At 68.6% G+C, this 19893-nt stretch carries 23 protein-coding genes and 1 riboswitch; all 23 genes read right to left on the minus strand.

All coding sequences use genetic code 11. From position 1 onward, the window contains the following. Positions 1-408 precede the first annotated feature (408 nt). The gene (locus VGV13_18630) at positions 409-1044 is read right to left on the minus strand and encodes an ATP-binding cassette domain-containing protein (protein ID HEV8643105.1); all 636 of its coding nucleotides are present in this window, start codon (positions 1042-1044) and stop codon (positions 409-411) included. A gap of 2 nt (positions 1045-1046) precedes the next feature. Continuing rightward, positions 1047-1748, minus strand: coding sequence for an ATP-binding cassette domain-containing protein (locus tag VGV13_18635; GenBank protein ID HEV8643106.1), 702 nt, complete (start codon positions 1746-1748; stop codon positions 1047-1049). A 43-nt stretch (positions 1749-1791) separates the two neighbouring features. Then, positions 1792-2763, minus strand: coding sequence for a branched-chain amino acid ABC transporter permease (locus VGV13_18640; protein ID HEV8643107.1), 972 nt, complete (start codon positions 2761-2763; stop codon positions 1792-1794). Positions 2764-2766: 3 nt separating this feature from the next. Continuing rightward, positions 2767-3663 (minus strand): branched-chain amino acid ABC transporter permease, encoded by an 897-nt coding sequence (locus tag VGV13_18645; GenBank protein HEV8643108.1) that lies wholly within the window; start codon positions 3661-3663, stop codon positions 2767-2769. Between the two features lie 135 nt (positions 3664-3798). After that, entirely contained in the window at positions 3799-5094 is a 1296-nt protein-coding gene (locus VGV13_18650) for an ABC transporter substrate-binding protein (protein ID HEV8643109.1), read from the minus strand. A 133-nt stretch (positions 5095-5227) separates the two neighbouring features. Continuing rightward, the gene (locus VGV13_18655) at positions 5228-6166 is read right to left on the minus strand and encodes a dihydrodipicolinate synthase family protein (GenBank protein HEV8643110.1); all 939 of its coding nucleotides are present in this window, start codon (positions 6164-6166) and stop codon (positions 5228-5230) included. Between the two features lie 10 nt (positions 6167-6176). Next, positions 6177-6830 carry an isochorismatase family cysteine hydrolase gene (locus tag VGV13_18660; protein ID HEV8643111.1) on the minus strand — a complete coding sequence of 218 codons (654 nt, stop codon included), beginning with the start codon at positions 6828-6830 and terminating at the stop codon, positions 6177-6179. Next, positions 6827-7810 (minus strand): TIGR03619 family F420-dependent LLM class oxidoreductase, encoded by a 984-nt coding sequence (locus VGV13_18665; GenBank protein ID HEV8643112.1) that lies wholly within the window; start codon positions 7808-7810, stop codon positions 6827-6829. The genes VGV13_18660 and VGV13_18665 overlap by 4 nt, the downstream gene beginning before the upstream one ends. Before the next feature lie 127 nt (positions 7811-7937). Further along, on the minus strand, positions 7938-8708 hold the full coding sequence (locus VGV13_18670) for a CoA-transferase (protein HEV8643113.1): 771 nt from the start codon (positions 8706-8708) through the stop codon (positions 7938-7940). Then, complete coding sequence (locus VGV13_18675; protein ID HEV8643114.1) at positions 8705-9682, minus strand: CoA-transferase; 978 nt, start codon at positions 9680-9682, stop codon at positions 8705-8707. The genes VGV13_18670 and VGV13_18675 overlap by 4 nt, the downstream gene beginning before the upstream one ends. Further along, a complete protein-coding gene (locus VGV13_18680) occupies positions 9664-10710 on the minus strand; it encodes a PLP-dependent cysteine synthase family protein (protein ID HEV8643115.1) in 1047 nt (348 codons plus the stop codon). The genes VGV13_18675 and VGV13_18680 overlap by 19 nt, the downstream gene beginning before the upstream one ends. 16 nt (positions 10711-10726) lie before the next feature. Beyond that, positions 10727-11629: a PhzF family phenazine biosynthesis protein gene (locus VGV13_18685; GenBank protein ID HEV8643116.1), complete on the minus strand. Its 903-nt coding sequence runs from the start codon at positions 11627-11629 to the stop codon at positions 10727-10729. Positions 11630-11660: 31 nt separating this feature from the next. After that, the gene (locus tag VGV13_18690; protein HEV8643117.1) at positions 11661-12035 is read right to left on the minus strand and encodes a YraN family protein; all 375 of its coding nucleotides are present in this window, start codon (positions 12033-12035) and stop codon (positions 11661-11663) included. A 125-nt stretch (positions 12036-12160) separates the two neighbouring features. After that, positions 12161-13198: a choice-of-anchor P family protein gene (locus tag VGV13_18695; GenBank protein HEV8643118.1), complete on the minus strand. Its 1038-nt coding sequence runs from the start codon at positions 13196-13198 to the stop codon at positions 12161-12163. Between the two features lie 331 nt (positions 13199-13529). After that, a complete protein-coding gene (locus tag VGV13_18700) occupies positions 13530-15020 on the minus strand; it encodes a sigma-54 dependent transcriptional regulator (protein HEV8643119.1) in 1491 nt (496 codons plus the stop codon). A 12-nt stretch (positions 15021-15032) separates the two neighbouring features. Next, positions 15033-15112, minus strand: a riboswitch (cyclic di-GMP riboswitch). A 79-nt stretch (positions 15113-15191) separates the two neighbouring features. After that, positions 15192-15374: a hypothetical protein gene (locus VGV13_18705; protein ID HEV8643120.1), complete on the minus strand. Its 183-nt coding sequence runs from the start codon at positions 15372-15374 to the stop codon at positions 15192-15194. Between the two features lie 138 nt (positions 15375-15512). After that, entirely contained in the window at positions 15513-16157 is a 645-nt protein-coding gene (locus tag VGV13_18710) for a ribonuclease HII (protein HEV8643121.1), read from the minus strand. A 17-nt stretch (positions 16158-16174) separates the two neighbouring features. After that, the gene (gene rplS, locus VGV13_18715) at positions 16175-16549 is read right to left on the minus strand and encodes a 50S ribosomal protein L19 (GenBank protein ID HEV8643122.1); all 375 of its coding nucleotides are present in this window, start codon (positions 16547-16549) and stop codon (positions 16175-16177) included. Positions 16550-16579: 30 nt separating this feature from the next. Continuing rightward, positions 16580-17314: a tRNA (guanosine(37)-N1)-methyltransferase TrmD gene (gene trmD, locus VGV13_18720; GenBank protein ID HEV8643123.1), complete on the minus strand. Its 735-nt coding sequence runs from the start codon at positions 17312-17314 to the stop codon at positions 16580-16582. A gap of 13 nt (positions 17315-17327) precedes the next feature. Further along, positions 17328-17849: a ribosome maturation factor RimM gene (rimM, locus tag VGV13_18725; protein ID HEV8643124.1), complete on the minus strand. Its 522-nt coding sequence runs from the start codon at positions 17847-17849 to the stop codon at positions 17328-17330. Beyond that, on the minus strand, positions 17842-18072 hold the full coding sequence (locus tag VGV13_18730) for a KH domain-containing protein (GenBank protein HEV8643125.1): 231 nt from the start codon (positions 18070-18072) through the stop codon (positions 17842-17844). The genes rimM and VGV13_18730 overlap by 8 nt, the downstream gene beginning before the upstream one ends. A gap of 45 nt (positions 18073-18117) precedes the next feature. Continuing rightward, the gene (gene rpsP, locus VGV13_18735; GenBank protein ID HEV8643126.1) at positions 18118-18363 is read right to left on the minus strand and encodes a 30S ribosomal protein S16; all 246 of its coding nucleotides are present in this window, start codon (positions 18361-18363) and stop codon (positions 18118-18120) included. A gap of 4 nt (positions 18364-18367) precedes the next feature. Continuing rightward, positions 18368-19714: a signal recognition particle protein gene (ffh, locus tag VGV13_18740; GenBank protein HEV8643127.1), complete on the minus strand. Its 1347-nt coding sequence runs from the start codon at positions 19712-19714 to the stop codon at positions 18368-18370. Positions 19715-19893: the final 179 nt, after the last annotated feature.

Here is a 19893-nt window from a genome sequence, read left to right on the forward strand (position 1 = left end):
GACTCGATCCCTTCGTCTTGGCCCAGGCGATCGACCGCAAGCTCGAGCGCCTCGTCGCTCTGGCCCCGCCGCGGGGCTCGGCCTCGTCGCGCGCCGCCTCCCCGCCACCGCCCGCGGCCCCGCCCGTGAAGCGCCGCCCGACTTCACCTTCGCTAACCACTTGCGCCGGCCCATGCCCCGGCCTCTCGCGAGTAACCTCTTAGCCCCGATCCGAAATTCTTTTGGCGAGGAATGTGCGGAAACGCGGCGTCGGTGGCGGCCGTGGCCAGCGTGGGTACGTGCGCACCCACGTCCTCCTATAGAGACGCTGGCTGCGGTCGAACCATCTCCTGAACACCGCCCATGTTCGCGGCCATGTGCCGCTTTCACCTGCGAGCTTATTTCGGATCGGGGTTATGTTCCGGGGCGTTAGACAATCTCCCCGCGCTCGATACTGTAGATAGTTTGGGCGAAGCCGATCCGCCTCTGATCGGACTCGGCCATCAGCACCGAAAGGCCGTCCTGCTGGAGCTCCGTGATCGTTGTGGCGAGTTTCTCCCCCAGTGCCGGGGACAGCCCTTCGAACGGCTCGTCCAGCAGCAGCAGCTTCGTGCCGCTCATGAGCGCCCTGGCCAGGGCGACCGTCTTCTGCTGTCCACCGCTCAGCTGCGATGCCCGGCGTCCGGCCAGCGCCTTCACGTCGGGCATCAGCCGGTAAATGTAGGCCAGCCGTTTCTCAGCGCCCTCCAGCCGACTCGCCCAGGCCGGCAGCGAGATGTTGTCCTCCACGGTCAGCGTGCCGATCAGCCGCCGATCCTCGGGCATGTAGCCGATGCCCAGGCGAGCTCGCTGATGACCGGGGACCCGCAGGAGTTCGGTTCCGTCGAACGAGATCGTCCCCGCAGCAACGGGCAGGATTCCCGAAATGCTCTTGAGGGTCGTGGTCTTGCCGGCCCCGTTGCGCCCGACGAGACCGATCAGGCCTCCCGCGGGGACCTCCAGCGTGATCCCCCTAAGGATGACGAATCCTCTGAGTCTGACTTGGACGCCCTCGAGCTTGAGCATGGCTACGCTCGACCGAGGACGGCCTTCCTGACGTCGGGGTCCGCGAGGACGCTCGCGGGCTCGCCGTCCGCAATCACACGACCATTGTCGAAGGCGATGACCCGGCGGCTGTACCGCTGGACCACCTCCATGTCGTGTTCCACGAAGACGGTCGTGAGGCGGGTCTCCCCTACGACCTTCATGAGGGTATCCATGACCTGGAACTTGTCTTCGATGCTGACGCTGCTCGTGGGCTCGTCCATCAGGAGGAGCTTCGGCTTCAGGGCGAAGGAGAGGGCGATGTCCAAAAGCTTCCGGCCGCCCTCGGGGAGCTCGCTCACCGGCCGGTGCGCGTAGGCTTTCAGGCCGAACCGGTCGAGGAGTTCAAGACCCGGGTCTATCCACCGGCGCCGGTACAGCGGCTGCCAGAACGCAGTCCCTTTCCCGGCCTCGGCCGCCAGGGAGAGGAGGAGACTCTCAAGGACACTGAGGTCCGTGTAAAGCTGAGGGATCTGGAACGAGCGGGCGATCCCGAGCTTCGTGATGACCCGGGGTGGGAGGCCGGTACGGTCCTCCCCCATGAAGAGCACGCGCCCGCGATCGGGCTTCAGGTAACCGGTGATGATGTTCAGAAAAGTGGTCTTTCCGGAGCCGTTCGCCCCGACAATGCCGACCAATTCTCCGGCCCGGATCTCCACCGTGATCGCGTCGGCCGCCCTGACCATCCCGAAGGACTTGCAAAGGTCGATGGTGTGCAGGATCCGCTCTTCAGGCACGCTCGACCTCGCGCTCCCGGCGCCCGAAGCGGGCCGCTATCCCCTCGTAGATCGTCCACAACCCACCGGGGCGGAAGAGGATGATGGCGAGCATGATGATCCCTAGCACCATCTGCCATTCGTTCGGGAAGTACTTCGAGGCGTAGGTCCGGATGAACTCGAAGGCGATGGATCCCACGAGAGGTCCCACCGCGCTGCCGTAGCCACCCAGCAGGGCGACGAAGACGAACTCACCCGATTGGATCCAGAAGGAATACTCCGGCACGATGTGCCCCACGGTAAACGCCGCCAGAACGCCCCCGACCCCGCCGAGCGCACCCGAGAGAACGTAGGTGACGTACATGACGTGTCGCACGGACTCGCCCGAGTACTCGATCCGGATCTCGTTGTCCGCCATGGCCTTCAGGTAGAAGCCGAGTGGCGAGGCCAGGAACCGGTAGACCGCATAGATGACGACCCCCGTGACACCGAGCGCAGTGTAATAGAGAAAATCCCTCAGGTACTCCCTCGACGGGGCGTACCCGAGGAACTTGGGGATGCCTGCACTCAAGCCGTCGGTGCCGCCAGTTACCCAGTAGAGCTTGAGGAAGGCCCCGTAGAGCATCATCGAGAAGGCCAGATTGAGCATGGCGAAGAAGACTTCCCGGTATCTTGCCATCACGAGACCGACCAGGGCCGCCACCGCCGCGCCAAAGAGCGCACCCAGCGGGACCAAGAGCACGGCGTCCCGCACGCCAAACCACTTGGCCCCGAAGCCGACGGTATAGGCGCCCACGGCATAGAACATGGCGTGGCCGAAGGTCACCTGGTTGGCTCTCAAAAAGAGTGCCACGGACAAGACCGCCATGAATTTGGCCATGGCGAGCGTGACAATGAACTTCATCCAGTCCGGTAACACGATGGGCACCGCCACGAGCAGGGCTGCGCCCACCAGGGGCGCCAGGGGGAGCCGCTTGGCTTCCATCGATCAGATCCTCCGGAGCTCCACCTGCCCGAAGAGCCCCTGGGGCCGGGCCACCAGGACCAGGATCATCGCCAGGTAGATCACTACGAGGTCTGCCTCGGGGAGCAGATGGACGGCCAGGGCCCGGAGCAGCCCCACGATCAGTGCTCCGAGGGCCGCCCCTTCGAGGCTTCCCATGCCCCCGATGGCGATCACGGCGAATGCCAGCACCGTGGCGTCCACGGCGAACCCGGGGACCACCGCGATCGTGGGAGCGACGAGAGCGCCGCCGAGCGCCGCACAGAAGGCGCCCAGGGTGAAGGACACCATGAAGATGCGGTTCACGTTGATGCCGATCGCCTGGCTGATCTCCCGGTCGTTGATCACCGAGACCACGATCTTCCCAAAGCGGGTGCCGCGCACGGCCCAGACCAATGCCCCCCCGAAGACGATCGACACGAGGATCAGCAGCACCTGGTACCAGGAATAGCGAATCCCTGCGATGGAGAATTCCCCGAGGAGCTTGTACGGCTCGCTAACGAACAGCGGCTTGGTCCCCCAGATGAGCTTCATCAGATCGTCCAGGATCAGGAAGATGGAAAAGGTCAGCAGGAGCTGAATCGCCTCGGCTCGTCCGTAGACTCGCTGCAGGAACACGCGCTCGATCAGGGGCCCGGCGATCAGGCCGACGATCACCGGCCCCACCAGCAGCATCAGATACGTCAGGTACGGGCTGCCGCCGATCTCCAGGAGCCTCAGCGCCAGGAAGGTCGCCAGGTATGCTCCGAAAGCGTAAATGCCCCCGTGAGAGACGTTCAGAATGCGCAGGACCCCGAACACCAGCGTGAGGCCCACGGAGATCAGGAAGAGGACGGCCGCGAACACTGCGCCATCGAGGAGAATGATGGTGAGTGTTCTCATTCCTGGGGGCTCCAGCACCCTGGCTCGGCCAGCCCGGCGGCCGGCCAGCGGCAAAGACCCGACTGTGGAGCGCGGAAAGTTGGGGGGACCGCCCCTAACTCCCCGCGCCCGATGTGGTCGCGCTGGTGGCTCGCCCTATTTCTTCAGCGCCGCCACCCAGTCCAGCGTCTTCATCCCGACCGGGGGCATGATCTCCGCCGCCCGCACTGCGACGAGCCGCTCCAGCGTGGGGAAGCCGTACTTCGCGTTGAACTTGGTCAGGCCGACGGCCCCGTCATGGACCACCTGGTGATCGGGCCGCATGGTGATGAGTCCGTACGGCGTCTGCCAGGTCAGGCCCTCGAAGGCCTTGATGACATCCTCGTTCTTCGGCCAGCGTCCGCCTCCCTGGTCAATGGCCTTCTCGAAGGCCGCCTTCAGGCCCGCCAGCGCCTGGTAGGTGCGGTGGGCCGGGTAGTCGGGGTAGCGGTCGAAGCGGGCCTTCAAGCCCTGGACGAACTCCTTCTGCAGGGGGTTCCTGTCGGGGTCCGGGTGGAGGAAGTAGCCCGACGTGGCGCGGGGAGCCACGATCACCCCGTCCGGCATGTCCTTCTTGAGGTCCTGGAGCGCCTGCTCGCCCGTGCTGAAGAACACCAGGCTGTCCTTGAGCAACCCCCGCGGCGCTCCCTGCTTGACGAAGGTGATCAGGCCGCCGCCCCAGAAGCTCGAATGGATCACATCGGGCTTGGCCGCCAGGAGCTTGGAGATCTCCGCCGAGTACTCGCCGGCCTGGATCTTCGTCCACAGTTCCGCCACCACTTTGACGTCCGGCTTGAGCCGCTGGATCGCGATCCTGAAGGCTTCCCAGGAATCCCGCCCCCAGGCGTAGTCCTCGTTGGCCCCGGCGATCGTCTTCACATTGGGCTTCATGGCCAGCACGTAGCGGGCCGCCATCACGCTGTCGGCCGCCTGGCTGTTGGAGGTTCGGAAGACGTACTTGATCTGCCGGTCCTCGGTGAGGCGGTGGGTCCCGCAGATATGGATGACGGTGAGAACCTTCAGCTCCTCCGCCACGGGGGCCACGGCCAGGCAGTTGGCGCTGGAGGTGTAGCCGACGACGGCTTCCACTTTTTCGTCCAGGACCAGGCGCCGGAACTCAGTGACCTGCTTGTCGGGACCGCCGGCCTCGTCCACCATCACCAGCTTGACCTTGACCCCCCGGATTCCCCCTTCCTTGTTCCACTTGTCGACGAGCCACTCCGCCGTGTTCTTTCCCGAAATGCCGAAGGTGGCCGCCGCGCCGGAGAAGAAATCGACGAAGCCCACCTTCAGCTCGGCGGGGGCCCCCGCCGGCGGCGCCCCGGTGGCCGGGAGCGAGGCCGCCAAGATCAGGATCCCGATGGTGAGCAGGCTCAGCCAGGGCCGTATTCTCGGTTTACCTACCCTCTGCATGTCCGACCTCCTTTGTCCGAAGTTCCCACTCTCTCGAACGTTCCTCAGGGGTCCCTTTGCAGGGCGCCGGGGAAGGTTGCTCCTATCTACACTAATGGGTCTGACCGCGCAAGCAGTTCGCTGGCCGAAAGGGCTAGCTTCGATAACGTGGGAGCCCGGCGGCAGCCAGCGCCCTCTTGATCGCTTCGCGCTCCGCCGCGGAAACCGGCGTCAGTGGCGGGCGGACGCGGGCAGCGGGAATCCGCCCGAGCAGGACGAGCGCCTCCTTCATGCGGTTGTGCATGTCCACGAAGGGCGGCGCGTAGAAGACCCCGACCAGCGGCTCCAGCCGGTCGTTGAGACGCCGGGCGCCGTCGAGGTCGCCCTTCTGGCATGCTTCGAACAGCTCGGCCTGGAGGTCGGCGACAACGCTGCCCATCCCCGAGATCGCGCCGTCGGCGCCGAGGAGAAACGACGCCATGAGCGACATGGTGAACGACGACAGCATCGCCACCGGACGTCCGGTCCGGCGCAGGGCACGCAGGTTGAGCTCGAACGCCACGATGTCGTTCGACCAGTCCTTCACGGCCGCCACTCCCGGGATCTCGGCCAGGCGCGCCAGCGTCTCCGGGGAGTAGCCGATGCCCGAGGCCGGCGGATACTCGAAGACGATGATGGGTAGATCGACCTTCGCCGCGATCTCGGAGAAGTGGCGGATCGCCATGTCGGGCTTGAGCTGCGCGCCCCACATGAAGAGCGTCGGTGGGAACACCAGCACGCCGGCGGCCCCCTCGGCCTGGGCGTCGCGCGCCAGCTCCACGGCTTCCTGGGTGCCGTCGGCGTAGACGCCGGCCACCACCGGACACTTCGGCCCGACCTGGTCGAGCGCGATGGCCAGCGCGCGCCTGCGCTCCTCGCGGGAGAGCGACGAGACCTCGGCGGCGTGGCCGTTGGCCACGATGCCGGTGACCCCGCGGGTGGCGGCCAGCCAGCCCAAGTGCGTGCGGTAGGCGGGCTCGTCGATGGACAGGTCGGCCCGGAAGGGCAAGATGTTGGCCGGCATGATTCCCGAGAAGGTCAGCGGCTGATGCATCGCGGACTCCTCACCACGTCGAGACGTGATCGATGACTTCCTTAGAGGATACGACACGCCCGTAGGCCCGGCCAATGATGTCCAGGGCGGCGCGCTGGATCTCGGGCCAGAGCGTGGCCACCCCGTCCTCCACCACCGTGATGCGGTACTCGCGGTTGAACGCGCCCACCACCGTGGCCAGCACGCAGATGTCGGTCAGCGTGCCGGTGACGACCAGAGAAGTGACTCCGCGCGCTCGCAGGGCGCCGTCGAGCGGGGTGCCGGCGAAGGCGTCGTACCAGCGTTTGCTGACGACCAGCTCGTCCGGCCGCGGCGCCAGCTCGGCGATGGTCTCGACGCTCGGGTGGCCTTCCAGACAGTTCGACGACGGACGACCGAAGCCCGTCGGCGCGCCGGGCGGGGCGAGCCTGTGCTCGGGGTGGAGCTCGCCGACGAGCAGCGGCAGCCGGGCGGAGTAGACGAACTCCGAGAAAACCACCGGCAGCCCCTTGGCTCGGAAGAGCTCGATCAGCGCCCGGATGCGCGGCACGATCTGGCGGGCCGGCGGCACCTCCAGCGCCTCGCCGGGATCGAGGAAGCCGCGCTGCATGTCCACGACCAGCAGCGCCGTCCGTCCCGGCTCGGGCCTGAGCACGCGCTCGAAGGTCTCCCGGCGGTCGCTCAATTCTTCGTATTCACCGTCGGGGCGCCTCCGCGCCCGACGCTCGGACGGTCGACCCGCGGAACGATTTCCCGGGCGATCAGCTCGACCTGCGCGGGCTGGTAGCGATAGGGGATCAGGATGATGCGGTGCACGCCGGACTCCACGTGGGCGCGTAGCTGCTGGATGCACTCATCTACACTGCCCCGGATGGCGTGCTCGATCGTTGACTCGCTCCACGCGGCCACGTCCCACTCGGTCTGGAGCCACTGCCGCATCGGCGCCTCGGTCTCGGCGCGCGACCGGCCGACGTAGATGGCCAGCTGGTTGGTCCCGGTCAGCGTCTGGGGGTCGCGTCCGGCCTCCCGCGCGAACCCTTCGATCTTCTCCCACGAGCGGCGGTAGCTCTCCGGCGTATAGAAGTACGTGAGCCAGCCGTCGCCCCTGGTGGCGACGCGGCGGAGGACGGCGTCCACGTAGCCGCCGATGAGGATCGGCGGCCGCGGCCGCTGCACGGGTCGCGGGCGCATCACCGCCTCGCGAAGATTGAGATCGTCCACCTTGAGCGTCACCCGGTCCTCGGTCCAGAGCCGGGTGAGGATCTCGAGGTTGCGCTCGAAGAGCCGACCCCGCTGTTTGAAGGGCACGCCGACGGCGTCGAACTCGCGCGCATACCAGCCGGCGGCCACGCCGAGGATGAGGCGGCCCTTGGAGACGACGTCGAGCGTTCCCAGGGCCTTGGCGGCGACGGTCGGGTTGCGGAGGGGAAGCACGAGGATGCCCGTGCCCAGCCGGATCCGCTTCGTGCGGGCGGCGATGGCGGTGAGCGTGCCGACCGCGTCGAGGATGGGGAACGCCGGCTCGACCCCGAGGATCACGTGATCCCACGCCCAGAGCGACTCGAAGCCCAGCGCCTCTGCGCGCTCGGCATAGGCGTAGATCGCGTCGATGTCGGGCGTCTCCGTCGGCCCGACGAAGTTCTTGATCGCGAGTCCCCAGTTCATAGGTCGGAGGGGGCCTCGGCGGCCCCCTCCGAGGCCTCCCCCAGAACGGATTGCGCCGGCAAAGCCGGCGCTCGAAACGCGCATCCCGTCGCGTTTCTCATGGTTCGCGCCGGTGAGTTCGCCATCGCTAGCCGATGAAGCGCCGCTCGGGGTCGAGCGCGCGCAGGATCTGAAGCTCGCCGGCGGCCGGCGGCTCGGTCACGGCGATCTTGTCGGCCTCCAGGAGCTCGAAGCCGGTGTTCTCGCGGACGGTGCCAAGCGCGACCCCCGGGTGAAGCGCCTCGATGCGCATCCGGCGGCTCTGGGGGTCGAAGCCGAAGATCCCGAGTGTGGTCACCACGCGCGAGACGCCGCCGAACAGCAGCCCCGCCCGGCGGCGGCTGTCGTCGCCGTCGATCCAGCCGGGGCTGGTGATGAAGTCGACGCGCTTGACGAAGCGGCGTTTCTCGTGGGCCGTGAGGATGATCACCTCGCGGCAGAGCGAGACGATGTCGTTCGCCCCGCCCGTGCCCGGGAGCCTGACTTGGGGGCGCCAGTAGTCGCTGCCGAGGGCGGTCGTGTTGATGTTGCCGTGCTCGTCGATCTGGGCCCCGCCCACGAAGCCGTAGTCGAGGAAGCCGCGCTGGGCCAAGAGGAAGATGTCGGTGATCCCGGTCAGCATGAGGGCGCGGTGGCCGGCGCGCATCTCGTTGGTGGAGATCGGCAACCGACCGGGCTTGATCTGGGGACCGATGATCCCGCCCTCGACGACGATGGTGAGACGAGGCGCCTGGCGCTGCTGGGCCAGCGCGGCGGCCAGCAGGGGAACGCCGACGCCTGCGAAGACGGTCGTGTCGTCCGTCAGCTGTCGGGCGCCCATGACTGCCAGCAGTTCGGCGGCCGTGACCGCTGCGCTCATGGCTCCTCGACGAGTTCCTTCGCCTGGCGTTGCTGGCGGGCCAGGCGCTCGCCGCCGAAGAGATCGAGGTAGTCGGCGTAGGTGGGGGGCGCGTACACGTAGCGGCCCAGGTAGTCGGCGACCGCCGTCGCGCCCCTTGCGTTGATCGCACCGCAGTACTCCTCGAAGTGGTCGAAGTCCGCCTCGTAGAGCCCGTAGCACTCGTGCGGGTAGGAGCCGAAGGGCACGTGCACGAGGGCGTCCACCACGAACCCGGGGATGACGGTGCGGTCGGGACGGCGGCGCGTCTCCTCCTCGGTGATGATCTCCTCGGTGGTCACCAGCACCGTGGTCGCCCCTTGGGCGATGTCGACGTCCATGTGCGGGTAGCCGTCGATCTGACAGTTGCCGAGGCGGTCGGCGCGGTGCACGTGCAGCAGCGCCACGTCGGGGAAGAGCGCGGGCACGGCGGCCAGCCGCGTTCCGGTGTACGGGTCCTCGATCGTCTTCATCCCGCCCACCGGCACCAGGTCGGAGCCGAGCATCGTGAGCGCGGGCAGGAACGGCACCCCCATGGCCGCGGCCCGGAACCGCAGGCCGAGGGCGAGGTGGCTCCACTCCTCGAACGCGACCTTCCCGCCCTCGACGTACTCGCGCATGATCTTCGACACGCCCCAGGGCAGTCCGATCGACATCCAGGCCGTGATCACGCGCTCGACGGCGCCGGCCACCATCATGAACTCGCCCTCGGTGCACATGAGGTTGCGGGCCAACGTCAGACCGCGCCGGCGCTGGCGAAGGACCTCGCGCACCAAACCCATCGGCGTCCGGGAGAAGAGGCAGCCCCCGACGGCGATCACGTTCCCGTCGCGGACGCGGGCGGCGGCGTCCTCGATGCTGGTCAGCTTCTCCGCCGCCGATTTGGCCTTGGCCTCCAGGCGGCGGCGGGCGGCCACGAAGTCGTAGGCCGCGGGCGTCAGGTCAGGATCTCCCACTTGGACTGGTAGCGATCGAGCTCCCGCTGCGTCCGCGCATCCATGGGATGTTCGCGCTGGGGGATCTCCACGCGCTTGTCCTCGCCGCAGAGCGGCGTGGTGAAGTAGCGCTGCCCGGTGTCGTTGGCCATGGTGACGATCGCCGGCAGCTCGGGGTGCCGCCGCGCCAGCTTGAGCGCCGCGGCGATGTTGCAGCCGGTGGAGATGCCGCAGAAGATCCCCTCGGCGGCCGCCAGGCGCCGGGCCATGGCCAGGCTCTCCGCCGTGGTCGTCGTGATCACGCCGGCGAGCAGCGAGACGTCGAGGTTCTCGGGGATGAAGCCGTCGCCGATGCCCTCGATCCCGTGCGGGCCCCAGGTGCGGCGCGCCAGCAGCGCGCACTCGTCGGGCTCGACGGCGTAGAGCCGGATGCGGTCGTCGCGCTCGCGGAGGTAGCGGCCGACGCCGGTGAGGGTGCCGCCGCTGCCCTGGGCCGCGATGAAGGCGCCCAGGATGCCGCCGCACTGCTCCCAGATCTCGGGCCCCGTCGTCCGATAGTGGGCTTCGACGTTGTCGGCGTTGGAGAACTGGCCGGGGACCCAGTAGCCCGCGGCATCGCCGGCGCGGATCTCCTCCAGGCGCCGCAGCGAGAGATCGACGTCGCTCTCGCCGCCTGGCGTGAAGACGAGATCGGCGCCGTAGGCCCGCATGATCTTCTTGCGCTCGTCGCTCATGCCCGCGGGCATGACGATCGTGCAGGCGTAGCCCTTGACGGCGGCCACGAAGGCGCAGGCGATTCCGGCGTTGCCCGTCGAGCACTCCAGGACGCGTATCCCCGGTCGGAGCTCGCCGCGCCCCTCCGCGCGCTCGAACATGTGCAGATAGATCCGGTCCTTGAGGCTGCCGGTGGGGCCGTACCACTCGAGCTTCACGTAGATGGCGGGGCCGACGTCGCCCGTCACCCGGCCGAGCTTCACGAGCGGCGTGCGGCCGACGGCCTGGGCGATCGACGTCAGCGAGTTCCGATAAACGTCCCAGCGAAGGGGCACGGCAGCGAATTGTACCTCACGGCAGATGCAGAAGCCCCTCCAGCACGGGCACCACGCCCCCACCGATGCGGATGTCGCCGACGCCCCCATCGCTCACGCGCAGCCGGATGTGCACGAAGCTCTGCCGCTTCATCTTCGTGCCCTGCTCGCTGACGATGCGGGTTTCCCCGGCGGCCTTCACCAGCCCCTGCTGCACGAGGTAGGCGCCGAGGGCGCCGCTGGCCGATCCGGTGGCCGGGTCTTCCGGCACGCCCTGGTGCGGCGCGAACATCCGCGAGTAGACGCGGCCGACCGCGGGGTCGGGGTCCGGCGCCAGGACGAACACGCCCAACGCCTCCCCCAGACAGGCGGCCAGGGCGGACGCGTCGCCGACCGCGCGATCCACCGCGTGCCGATCCCGCAGCGGCACGTAGAGGAAGGCGTTGCCCGTGGAGCCGGCCTGGATCGGCGCCCCCGGCAGCAGGTCGGCCTCCGTCAGCCCTAGCGCGGCGGCCACGGCGGCGCGGTCGGCCAGCACCGGCCCGAACGTGGCATCGCGGTGCCGCATCCAGACGAAGCTCGGATCACGCGGATCGCCCTCCAGCGCCACCGGCACGGCGCCGATGCCCTCCTCCAGGCTGAAGTCGCGCGTGCCGGCCGGCAATAGACCCTCGCGGGCCAGGGCCCACGCCGTGCCCAGGGTGGGATGGCCGGCGAAGGGCAACTCGCGGACCGGGGTGAAGATCCGCACGCGAGCCACGCACTCCGCCCGCGTGGCCGGTAGCACGAACGTCGTCTCCGCGAGGTTCATCTCACGGGCGACCGCCTGCATCTCGGCGTCGGCCAGCCCGCGGGCGTCGAGCACCACGGCGAGCTGGTTGCCGGCGAGCGGCCGGTCGGTGAAGACGTCCACCTGGAGGAAGCGCCAGACACGGCTCACGCGGGGAGCATGGCGCCCGACGCGGGCCGGGTCAAGCGATCCCAGAGGCGTCGAACGCCCCCGGGATGTGCCGGACCTGGCTGCCTCCCTCGGCGTCGAGCGTGACGGCGACGACGTCGAAGCGGCAGCGCGCGGTCTCCAGGCGCCTCCATTTCAGGTAGTGCTGGGCCAGGCGCACGAGCCGTCGCTGCTTGCGCCAGGAGACGGCCGCGGCCGGCGTCTCTCCCCAATCGGCGCGGCGGCACTTCACCTCCACGAAGACGACCAGGTCGCGCTGGCGGCAGACGAGATCGATCTCGCCCTCGGGCAGTCGCACGTTTCGCGCGACGACCGTCAGCCCGGCGCGCTCGAGGCACCGCGCGGCCGCCTCTTCCGCCGCTTGGCCGACCGATCGCCGCTGATCCACGGAGCCGGTGTACACCGCCGTGCCGGGAGGCGAAAGTGTGCACGATTGGCGACGGGGCCCTTGAACGTGCGGCGGGGGCGGCCTGCGCCGCCCCCGCCGCCCGGTCACCGGGAGGGTTCCGCTGTCTACTCTGGATGGAGCTGGAGGTTCCCGCCCGTCAGCTTTTCCGAGCGCCCGTAAGAGCGTCCGGGTCCCGTGACCGAGATGTCGAGGGAGTCGCGGCCGACCCCGGGCTCGCCGTTGTCGCACGCTGAGTTGACCGTGAAGCCGTAGCCGTCGACATTGTTCACCCGCGCGCTGCCGGAAAACGTGGCGCAGGTGGTCCCGGCGATCAGATCGAACGAGTCGATGGACAGGCTGTGCACTTTCAGGTTCTGGAGGTGGTCGATGTATTGGAGCTGGCCGTGGAGCCCCCCGCCACCCCGCGAGCCGGCGTTGAATCCGAAGGTGGCGATGTCACGCCCGGTCCCGAGCTTCCCGCCTCCGGTCATGAAGGCATTGCCCACCTTGGGGGCTGGGGCGAAGTTCACGTCGCTGTGGGCCGAGGCGACGACGATCTCCGCCGTGATTGTCCCGGTCAGGTCGCTGAGCACCACGTGGATCATGTTGACGGTGAGGGCGCTCGTGTGCACTCCGTCGCCGCTCTCGATCTGCTCGTTCAGGATCACGATGCCGCCAGGAATGGGGATCCTCGTGTCCCGCGGGGGCGTCACGTCAACCGGCGAGCTTCCGTTGATGCTCAGACCGATGAGGGTCGAACCCTCGGCGCTGCTCGTCGCCGTGGACCCGTCAGCCGTGCTGGTCGACATCGCGACCACGGCCTCGGCCGTCACCACGCCCTTGAGGAGGTTCACCAGCTCCACCGTCGCGCTGCTCTGGGCGCTGGCCTTGTTGGGCCCGATCGATCCCGTGGTGACCACCGTCAAGGTCCCTGACGCCGCGAGGTCTGGCACGGTGACGCTCAACAGCTGATCCTTGACCATGCCGCCGTCGCGCGGGAGCACCACGTGGGGCATCGGCCCCACCCTGATGCCTGCCGCATTCACGAAGACCCCGAACGCCTCGCCGCTGACGCTGTTCGCCTGGGCGATCCCGGTCGTCACGCCTCCCAGCAACCCGATCGCCGTGAGGCTCAGAATGTATCGCGTCATCCGAAGCTTCATCGCTCGTCTCCTTCCCCAGGCCGTTGTGGGTTTTGGCGGAGGCGCGACACCCGCATGAGGCCGCCGAGGCCTGGTCGTTTGCTTGGCAAGATGCTGCTCCGCAAACTCGGTGCCGGATCTGTCCACGCGGTCGCCGAGCGTGCGGACGTGCGGGACTCCGCGGCGTAACTGGTGGAAGGGACAGCGAGATCGGGACGAGAGCGGACGGGCCCGAAAATCGACCGGAGGCGTTACCAGGTCTGCGGACTCTGGCGTAGGCACCAGAGTTCTGGCGCACGCTCCCGGGCGGGGCTGCCAGAGGCGACGATCGGCGGGCCGAACGGTCAGGACGTCACGAGGCGCGGTACTCCCGGGCGTGAATGCCGTAACGCTTCATCTTGAGGTGAAGAGTCTTGAAATCGGTTTTGAGGATCCGGGCGGCCTCGGTCTTGTTTCCCCGCGCGGCTCGCAGCGCCCGCTCGATCGCGTGACGCTCGGCCTCGGCCGCGGCCGTCGCGGCCATCTCCCTCAGCGATCCCCCGACCGGTGACGGGGCCGCGTCTCCGACCGCAGGCGTCTCGGAGGTCTCCGCGGCCAGGGCGAGATGCTCGGGCCGGACCCGACCCGAGCTCTGCAGCACGGCCCGGCGGATCACATTGCGGAGCTCGCGGACATTGCCCGGCCAGGGATACCGGACGAGAACCTGAAGCGCCTCGTCCGATATCCCGCGCACCGGCCGTCGAAGCTCCATGCAGGCCTCGGCGAGGAAGAGCTCCGCCAAGTACACGATATCGTCTCGCCGTTCTCTGAGCGGAGGCACGGTGACGATGAATTCGTTCAGCCGATAATAACAGTCCTGTCGGAACCGGCCCTCGTGCACCTCGTGGTCCAGGGGGACGTTGGAGGCGGCGATGATCCGCACGTCCATCGGGACGGCGCGTGTACTGCCGAGGAGGCGGACTTCGCGCTCCTGGAGGACCCGCAGCAGCTTCGACTGTGTGGTCAGGGGGAGGTTGGCGATCTCGTCGAGGAACAGCGTTCCGCCCTCGGCAAGCTGAAAGTGTCCCTCCTTGCGCCGGACGGCACCGGTGAACGCGCCCCTCTCGTAACCGAACAGCTCGGACTCGATCAGTGTTTCCGGAATCGCCCCGCAGTCGAGGGCGATAAAGGGCTTGTCACGCCGGGGACTGAGCCGGTGGATGGATTGAGCCACCAGCTCCTTTCCCGTACCGGTCTCCCCCTGGATGAGGATGGTCAGGGTGGAATCGGCGACCTGCCTGACCTGCTGGATGACCTGCAGGATCTGCGGACTGCGACCCATGAGCCACCGCAGGGGACCGCGTTCGACGAGTTGGCTTCTGAGCTCCTCGATCTCGGCTCCGAGCTCGTGACGCTCGAGGGCTCGCCGAACGACGATCGCCACCTGTTCGTTGTCCACGGGCTTGATGAGGTAGTCGTAGGCGCCGAGCCGCATGGCCTGGACTGCGGATGAGACCTCTCCGTGACCGGTGAGAATGATCCCGGCCACCCGAGGCGCCAGTGCCTTGAGTCGCCTCAGGGTCTCCATGCCGTCGAGCCCCGGCATTCTCAGATCCAGGATCACGACGGCCGGAGTCTCCGACTCGATCAGGCGCAGCGCCTCCTCGCCATCGGCGGCGGTCTCCACCTGGAACCCCTCAGCGCCGAGGGCCATCGCCAAGACGGCCCTGGTGGCGGGCTCGTCGTCGACGACCAGAACTTTCGGCGCCGGGCGCTCTCCTCCGGGCGAACCTGACCGCGCTGTCAGCGCGCGCTCATGACGATGATCGTCAGGGGGACGGAACTGGGTGGGACTCTCCGTCACTGGCTCCCTTCCTTCGGTAGCTCGGCTGTCAGGTCGTCGCCTGACCCGTGGCTTTGCGTCCCCGCCTCACGACGGGTTTGCCCTTATCGGGAACGGACTCACCTACGATTCTAGGCGGGCCCAGGTGCTTGCACAAGGGCCTACCGGCGGATTCCCCGCCGCCAAGCTAAATTAGGTCGCGGGAGTGGCGAGCTTCGCCCGGCGGAAGCGCGCCTTGTAGTAGTCGTAGGTGATCCAGATGACGATGGCCGGGACGCCGACCGCCGTCGGCCAGAGCCAGCACATGGTGACGGGCAGGAAGGTGAAGTTCACGACGGAGAACGCCGAGACCGTGGCGATGTACGAGCCGAGCATGCCGGCCCTGTGATCGAACCATCAGGCCTGGAAGCTCTCGCTCCAGAAGTGGCTAGTGCCGTTCCAACTATTCGCGCCTAGGAAGGCACCGTGTACGTCGTTCGTGGACAGATTTAGTATCAACAAGTTGGAACGGCACTAGTCTTCGTCCTCCAGCACGAACAGCTCGCCCTGACGCCAGACGCCGGCGAAGGTGCGCCGATGGAGCGGGCAGGGGCCGTAGCGGTCGAGGGCGGCCAGATGCTCGGCCGTCCCATAACCCTTGTGGCGGGCGAAGCCGTACTCGGGGAACTGCTCGTCCGCCGCCACCATGATCCGATCGCGCGTGACCTTGGCGACGATCGAGGCCGCGGCGACGGTGGCGCAGCGCAGGTCGCCGCCCACGAGATTGCGCTGGGGACAGGGCAGGTCGGGCAGCGCCACGAAGTCGGTGATCACCAGCTCGGGCGGAATCGGGAGCCGGCGCAGGGCCTCCCGCATGGCCAGGCGGGTCGCTTCCAGAATGTTCACGCGGTCGATGGTTTCGTGGTCGACGATGCCGATGCCCACCGCCAGCGCCCCCTTGTGGATGGCGTCAAAGAGTTCCTCGCGGCGCTCGGGCGTGAGCAGCTTCGAATCGGCCAGGCGTCGGATGCGCCGCTCCGGCGCGATGATGACGGCGGCGGCGACCACGGGACCCGCCAGCGGCCCCCGCCCCGCCTCGTCGAGGCCGGCCACGCGCCCGACGCCCGACCGCCAGGCCTGGGCTTCGTAGCGGTAGGGCGCCGACGGAAACGGCGTCACGGCGGGGACCGCCGGGCTTATTGCTCGGCGAGAGTCGTCGGGATTTGTACCACGCGCTTCTCGCGGACCCGGGCCGCCCGGCCCGCGAGCTTGCGCAGGTAATAGAGCTTCGCGCGGCGCACGCGGCCCCGGCGGGCCAGGTCCACCCGCTCGATGCGCGGGGAGTGCAGGGGAAACGTGCGCTCGACGCCCACGCCGTACGAAACGCGCCGCACCGTGAAAGAGGCGCGGGCGCCTTCGCCGCGCTTGCGAATCACGACACCCTCGAACACCTGGGTGCGCTCCTTCTCGCCCTCCACGACCTTCACGTGGACGCGAACGGTGTCACCGGGGCCGAACCCGTCGCGGTCCTTCTTGAGCTGCGAAGCCTCCACCAGCCGGATGGCGTCCATGAGGTCGTCCCCTTCCCCTCCGTGATTCGCTTATTCGGGCTTCTCGCCCCGTTTGAAGCCGTCCACGAGCCTCTGCTCGTCCTCCGTCAGGTCCGCGCGCTCGAGCAGATCCGGGCGCGTCCGCCACGTCCGATACAGCGCCTGCCCGCGGCGCCAGCGCGTGATGCGGGCGTGGTCGCCCGAGAGCAGCACCGCCGGCACCCGTGCGCCCCGGAACTCTTCCGGTCGCGTGTACTGCGGAGGCTCCAGCAGGCCGCCCGCGAACGACTCCCGCTCGGCGCCTCCCGGGCACCCCAGCACCCCGGGCAGGAGCCGCACGACCGTGTCGGTCACCACCAGGGCCGGCAGCTCGCCTCCCGTCAGCACGTAGTCGCCGATCGACACGGCGTCGTCGACGAGCATCTCGCTCACGCGCTCGTCGACGCCCTCGTACCGCCCGGCCAGCAGGATCACGTGCTTCGCGCTCGCCAGCTCCCCGGCCATCTGCTGGGTGAACAGCCGCCCGCGCGGGTCCATCAGGATCACGCGCGCGGCCGGCGTGCGGAGCGCTTCGACGGCGGCGAAGAGCGGCTCGGGCTTGAGCACCATCCCGCCGCCTCCGCCAAACGGGTAATCGTCGGTAACCCGGTGCTTGCCCTCCGCGTAGTCTCGGAGATTCACCACCCGGATGTCAACGAGTCCGCGCGTCCGCGCGCGCCCGATCACCGACTCGGCCAGCGCCGGCTCCACCAGGGCCGGGAAGAGCGTCACGATGTCGATGCGCATGGCGTGCCGGCCGCTAGAGGTCGAGCAGGCCCTCGGGAGGCCGGATGACCACCCGGCGGGCGGCCAGGTCCACCTCGAGCACGATCTCCGGCACGGCCGGGATGAGATGCTCGCGGGGGCCGTCCTCGACGACCCAGAGGTCCTGCGCCGGCGCCGCCTCGATGCGCGTCACGCGGCCGACCTCGGCTCCGTCCTCCGTCACCACCCGGCAGCCTTCGAGCTGCCAGGGGTAGAAGCGCCCGGGCCCGGGCGGCAGCGCCTCGGACTCCGGGATCGCGATCAGCCGTCCGGCCAGGGCCCTGGCCGCCTCGGCGGACTCGCAGCCCGCCAGCGACATCAAGATCGCCTGGCCCTGCCGCCGGACCGCGACGACGCGCCGCGGCTCCCGCGCGTCCCGCGTTCTGTCCCACAGCACGCACGTGCGCACCCGCGAGAACCGCGCCGGGTCGTCCGTCAGCGGCACCACCCGGACCTCGCCCCCCAGGCCGTGGGCGCGCACGATCTCGCCGATGACCACCAGCCGCTCGCTACTCAATGATCTCGAGGACCGCGCGCTTGCGGAGCTTCGTGGCGGTCGCGTTGAGGATCGTGCGGATTGCCCGCGCGGTCCGCCCCTGCTTGCCGATGACCTTGCCCAGGTCGCTCTGGGCCACTCGCAGCTCGATCACCGTCACGTTCTCCCCCTCCACCTCGGTCACCCTCACCCTCTCGGGTTCGTCCACCAGCTCCCTGGCGATGTGCTCCACCAGCTCCCGCATACGACCAACTCCCAGCTGCGCTGCTGCGCCTGCCGCCGGCCTGCGCTACGCGCCTTCCTTCACGTTTTGCATCAGCCGCTTCACGGTGTTCGAAGGCTGGGCGCCCTTGGCGATCCACGCCTGGGCGCGGGCCCGGTCGATCTTCACCGTGGGCGGGTTCGTCAACGGGTTGTAGTGGCCGATGATCTCGATGAATCGCCCATCGCGGGGCGAGCGCGAATCGGCGACCACCACCCGGTACGTCGGTCTGCGTGTGGTTCCCGTCCGTCTCAGTCGGATCGAAACTGGCACGTCGTCACCCCCTCAGTGTGGGAAAGCCTGGAAGCCCCGCCCGGGGCAGCTTGCCCTCCAGCCCCTTGAACTGCTTCATCAGCTTGCGGAGCTGCGCGTACTGCTTGAGCAGCCGGTTGACGTCCTGCACGCTGGTACCGCTGCCGCGGGCGATCCGCTGGCGGCGGTTGCCGTTGATGATCTCAGGATGGCGGCGCTCCTGGGGCGTCATGGAGCCGATAATCGCGTCGAAGCGGGCGAGATCCGCCTGCTCGGCGCTGAGCTCCCGAGGGGCGCCCTTGAGCAGCTTGCCAAACGGCAGCATGCCGAGGATCTGATCGAGCGGCCCCATCTGGCGGACCTGCTTGAGCTGGTCGCGGAAGTCCTCCAGCGTGAAGGCGTCCTCGCGGAGCTTGCGCACCAGCTCCTCGGCCGTCTTCTGATCGACGGCCTCCTGGGCCTTCTCCACCAGCGACAGCACGTCCCCCATCCCGAGGATCCGCGAGGCGACGCGGTCGGGGTGGAAGGGCTCCAGCGCCTCCGTCTTCTCGCCCATCCCGACGAACGCGATCGGGCGGCCCGTGACCTGCCGGACGCTGAGGGCGGCGCCGCCGCGGGCGTCGCCGTCCATCTTGGTCAGGATCACCGCGTCGATCCCCACCGCCTGGTTGAACCGATCGGCGACGGTCACGGCGTCCTGGCCCGTCATCGCGTCGACCACCAGGAGCACGTGGTGCGGGCGGATCTCCGTGCGGATCGCGCGGAGCTCGTCGAGCATCGCCTCGTCGATGTGCAGGCGCCCCGCCGTGTCGAGGATCAGCGGCGTCAGCCCGCGGGCCGCCGCTTCCTCCCGCGCGGCCCGGCAGATCTCGAGCGGCCGCTGTCCGGACGCGCCGACGACGGGGACGCCGAGCTGGGCGCCGAGGGTGCGTAGCTGGTCCATGGCCGCGGGGCGATAGATGTCGGCGGCGGCCAGGACCGGGTGCTGGCCCTGCTTGGCGTAGAGACGCGCGAGCTTGGCGGCCGTCGTCGTCTTCCCCGAGCCCTGCAGGCCGATGAGCATGAGGATGGTCGGGGGGTGCTGGGCGGGGCTCAGCCGGTGGCCGCTGCCGCCCAGCAGCTCGACCAGCTCGTCGTGGACGACCTTCACGACCTGCTGGGCGGGCGTGAGCGACCCGAGGACGTCCTGCCCGACCGCGCGGGCCTTGACCCGCTCGACGAACGCCCGGACAACCTTGAAGTTGACGTCGGCCTCCAGCAGGGCGAGCCGGACCTCGCGCAGCGCCTCCTGGATGTTGTCCTCGGTGAGCCGCCCCCGGCTTCCCAGGCGATCGAAGACGGCCTGCAGTCTCGTGCTCAGTGAGTCGAACATGGAACCTCAGACTTTACGGAAACATGCGAAACATTTCAACTAGTGCCGTTCCAACTTGTTGGTACTAAATCTAGCCAGGAACGACGCGAGGCGGTTGCGCAAGAAGCGTTTACCCTTCCCCGTCTTCAAGAACCGTTCCCGGCGAAACGCATCATCGCCACTCAGGCAGGCCTCGTAGT

This window comes from Candidatus Methylomirabilota bacterium (genome assembly GCA_036001065.1).
Lineage (GTDB): Bacteria > Methylomirabilota > Methylomirabilia > Rokubacteriales > CSP1-6 > MNEF01.

Bases quoted from the DNA above. Each gene is read 5' to 3' on its own strand.
- VGV13_18630 (HEV8643105.1), bottom strand. From the start codon at position 1,044: ATGCTCAAGCTCGAGGGCGTCCAAGTCAGACTCAGAGGATTCGTCATC.
- VGV13_18635 (HEV8643106.1), bottom strand. From the start codon at position 1,748: ATGGTCAGGGCGGCCGACGCGATCACGGTGGAGATCCGGGCCGGAGAA.
- VGV13_18640 (HEV8643107.1), bottom strand. From the start codon at position 2,763: ATGGAAGCCAAGCGGCTCCCCCTGGCGCCCCTGGTGGGCGCAGCCCTG.
- VGV13_18645 (HEV8643108.1), bottom strand. From the start codon at position 3,663: ATGAGAACACTCACCATCATTCTCCTCGATGGCGCAGTGTTCGCGGCC.
- VGV13_18650 (HEV8643109.1), bottom strand. From the start codon at position 5,094: ATGCAGAGGGTAGGTAAACCGAGAATACGGCCCTGGCTGAGCCTGCTC.
- VGV13_18655 (HEV8643110.1), bottom strand. From the start codon at position 6,166: ATGCATCAGCCGCTGACCTTCTCGGGAATCATGCCGGCCAACATCTTG.
- VGV13_18665 (HEV8643112.1), bottom strand. From the start codon at position 7,810: ATGAACTGGGGACTCGCGATCAAGAACTTCGTCGGGCCGACGGAGACG.
- VGV13_18670 (HEV8643113.1), bottom strand. From the start codon at position 8,708: ATGAGCGCAGCGGTCACGGCCGCCGAACTGCTGGCAGTCATGGGCGCC.
- VGV13_18695 (HEV8643118.1), bottom strand. From the start codon at position 13,198: ATGAAGCTTCGGATGACGCGATACATTCTGAGCCTCACGGCGATCGGG.
- VGV13_18705 (HEV8643120.1), bottom strand. From the start codon at position 15,374: ATGCTCGGCTCGTACATCGCCACGGTCTCGGCGTTCTCCGTCGTGAAC.
- rplS (HEV8643122.1), bottom strand. From the start codon at position 16,549: ATGGACGCCATCCGGCTGGTGGAGGCTTCGCAGCTCAAGAAGGACCGC.
- trmD (HEV8643123.1), bottom strand. From the start codon at position 17,314: ATGCGCATCGACATCGTGACGCTCTTCCCGGCCCTGGTGGAGCCGGCG.
- VGV13_18730 (HEV8643125.1), bottom strand. From the start codon at position 18,072: ATGCGGGAGCTGGTGGAGCACATCGCCAGGGAGCTGGTGGACGAACCC.
- ffh (HEV8643127.1), bottom strand. From the start codon at position 19,714: ATGTTCGACTCACTGAGCACGAGACTGCAGGCCGTCTTCGATCGCCTG.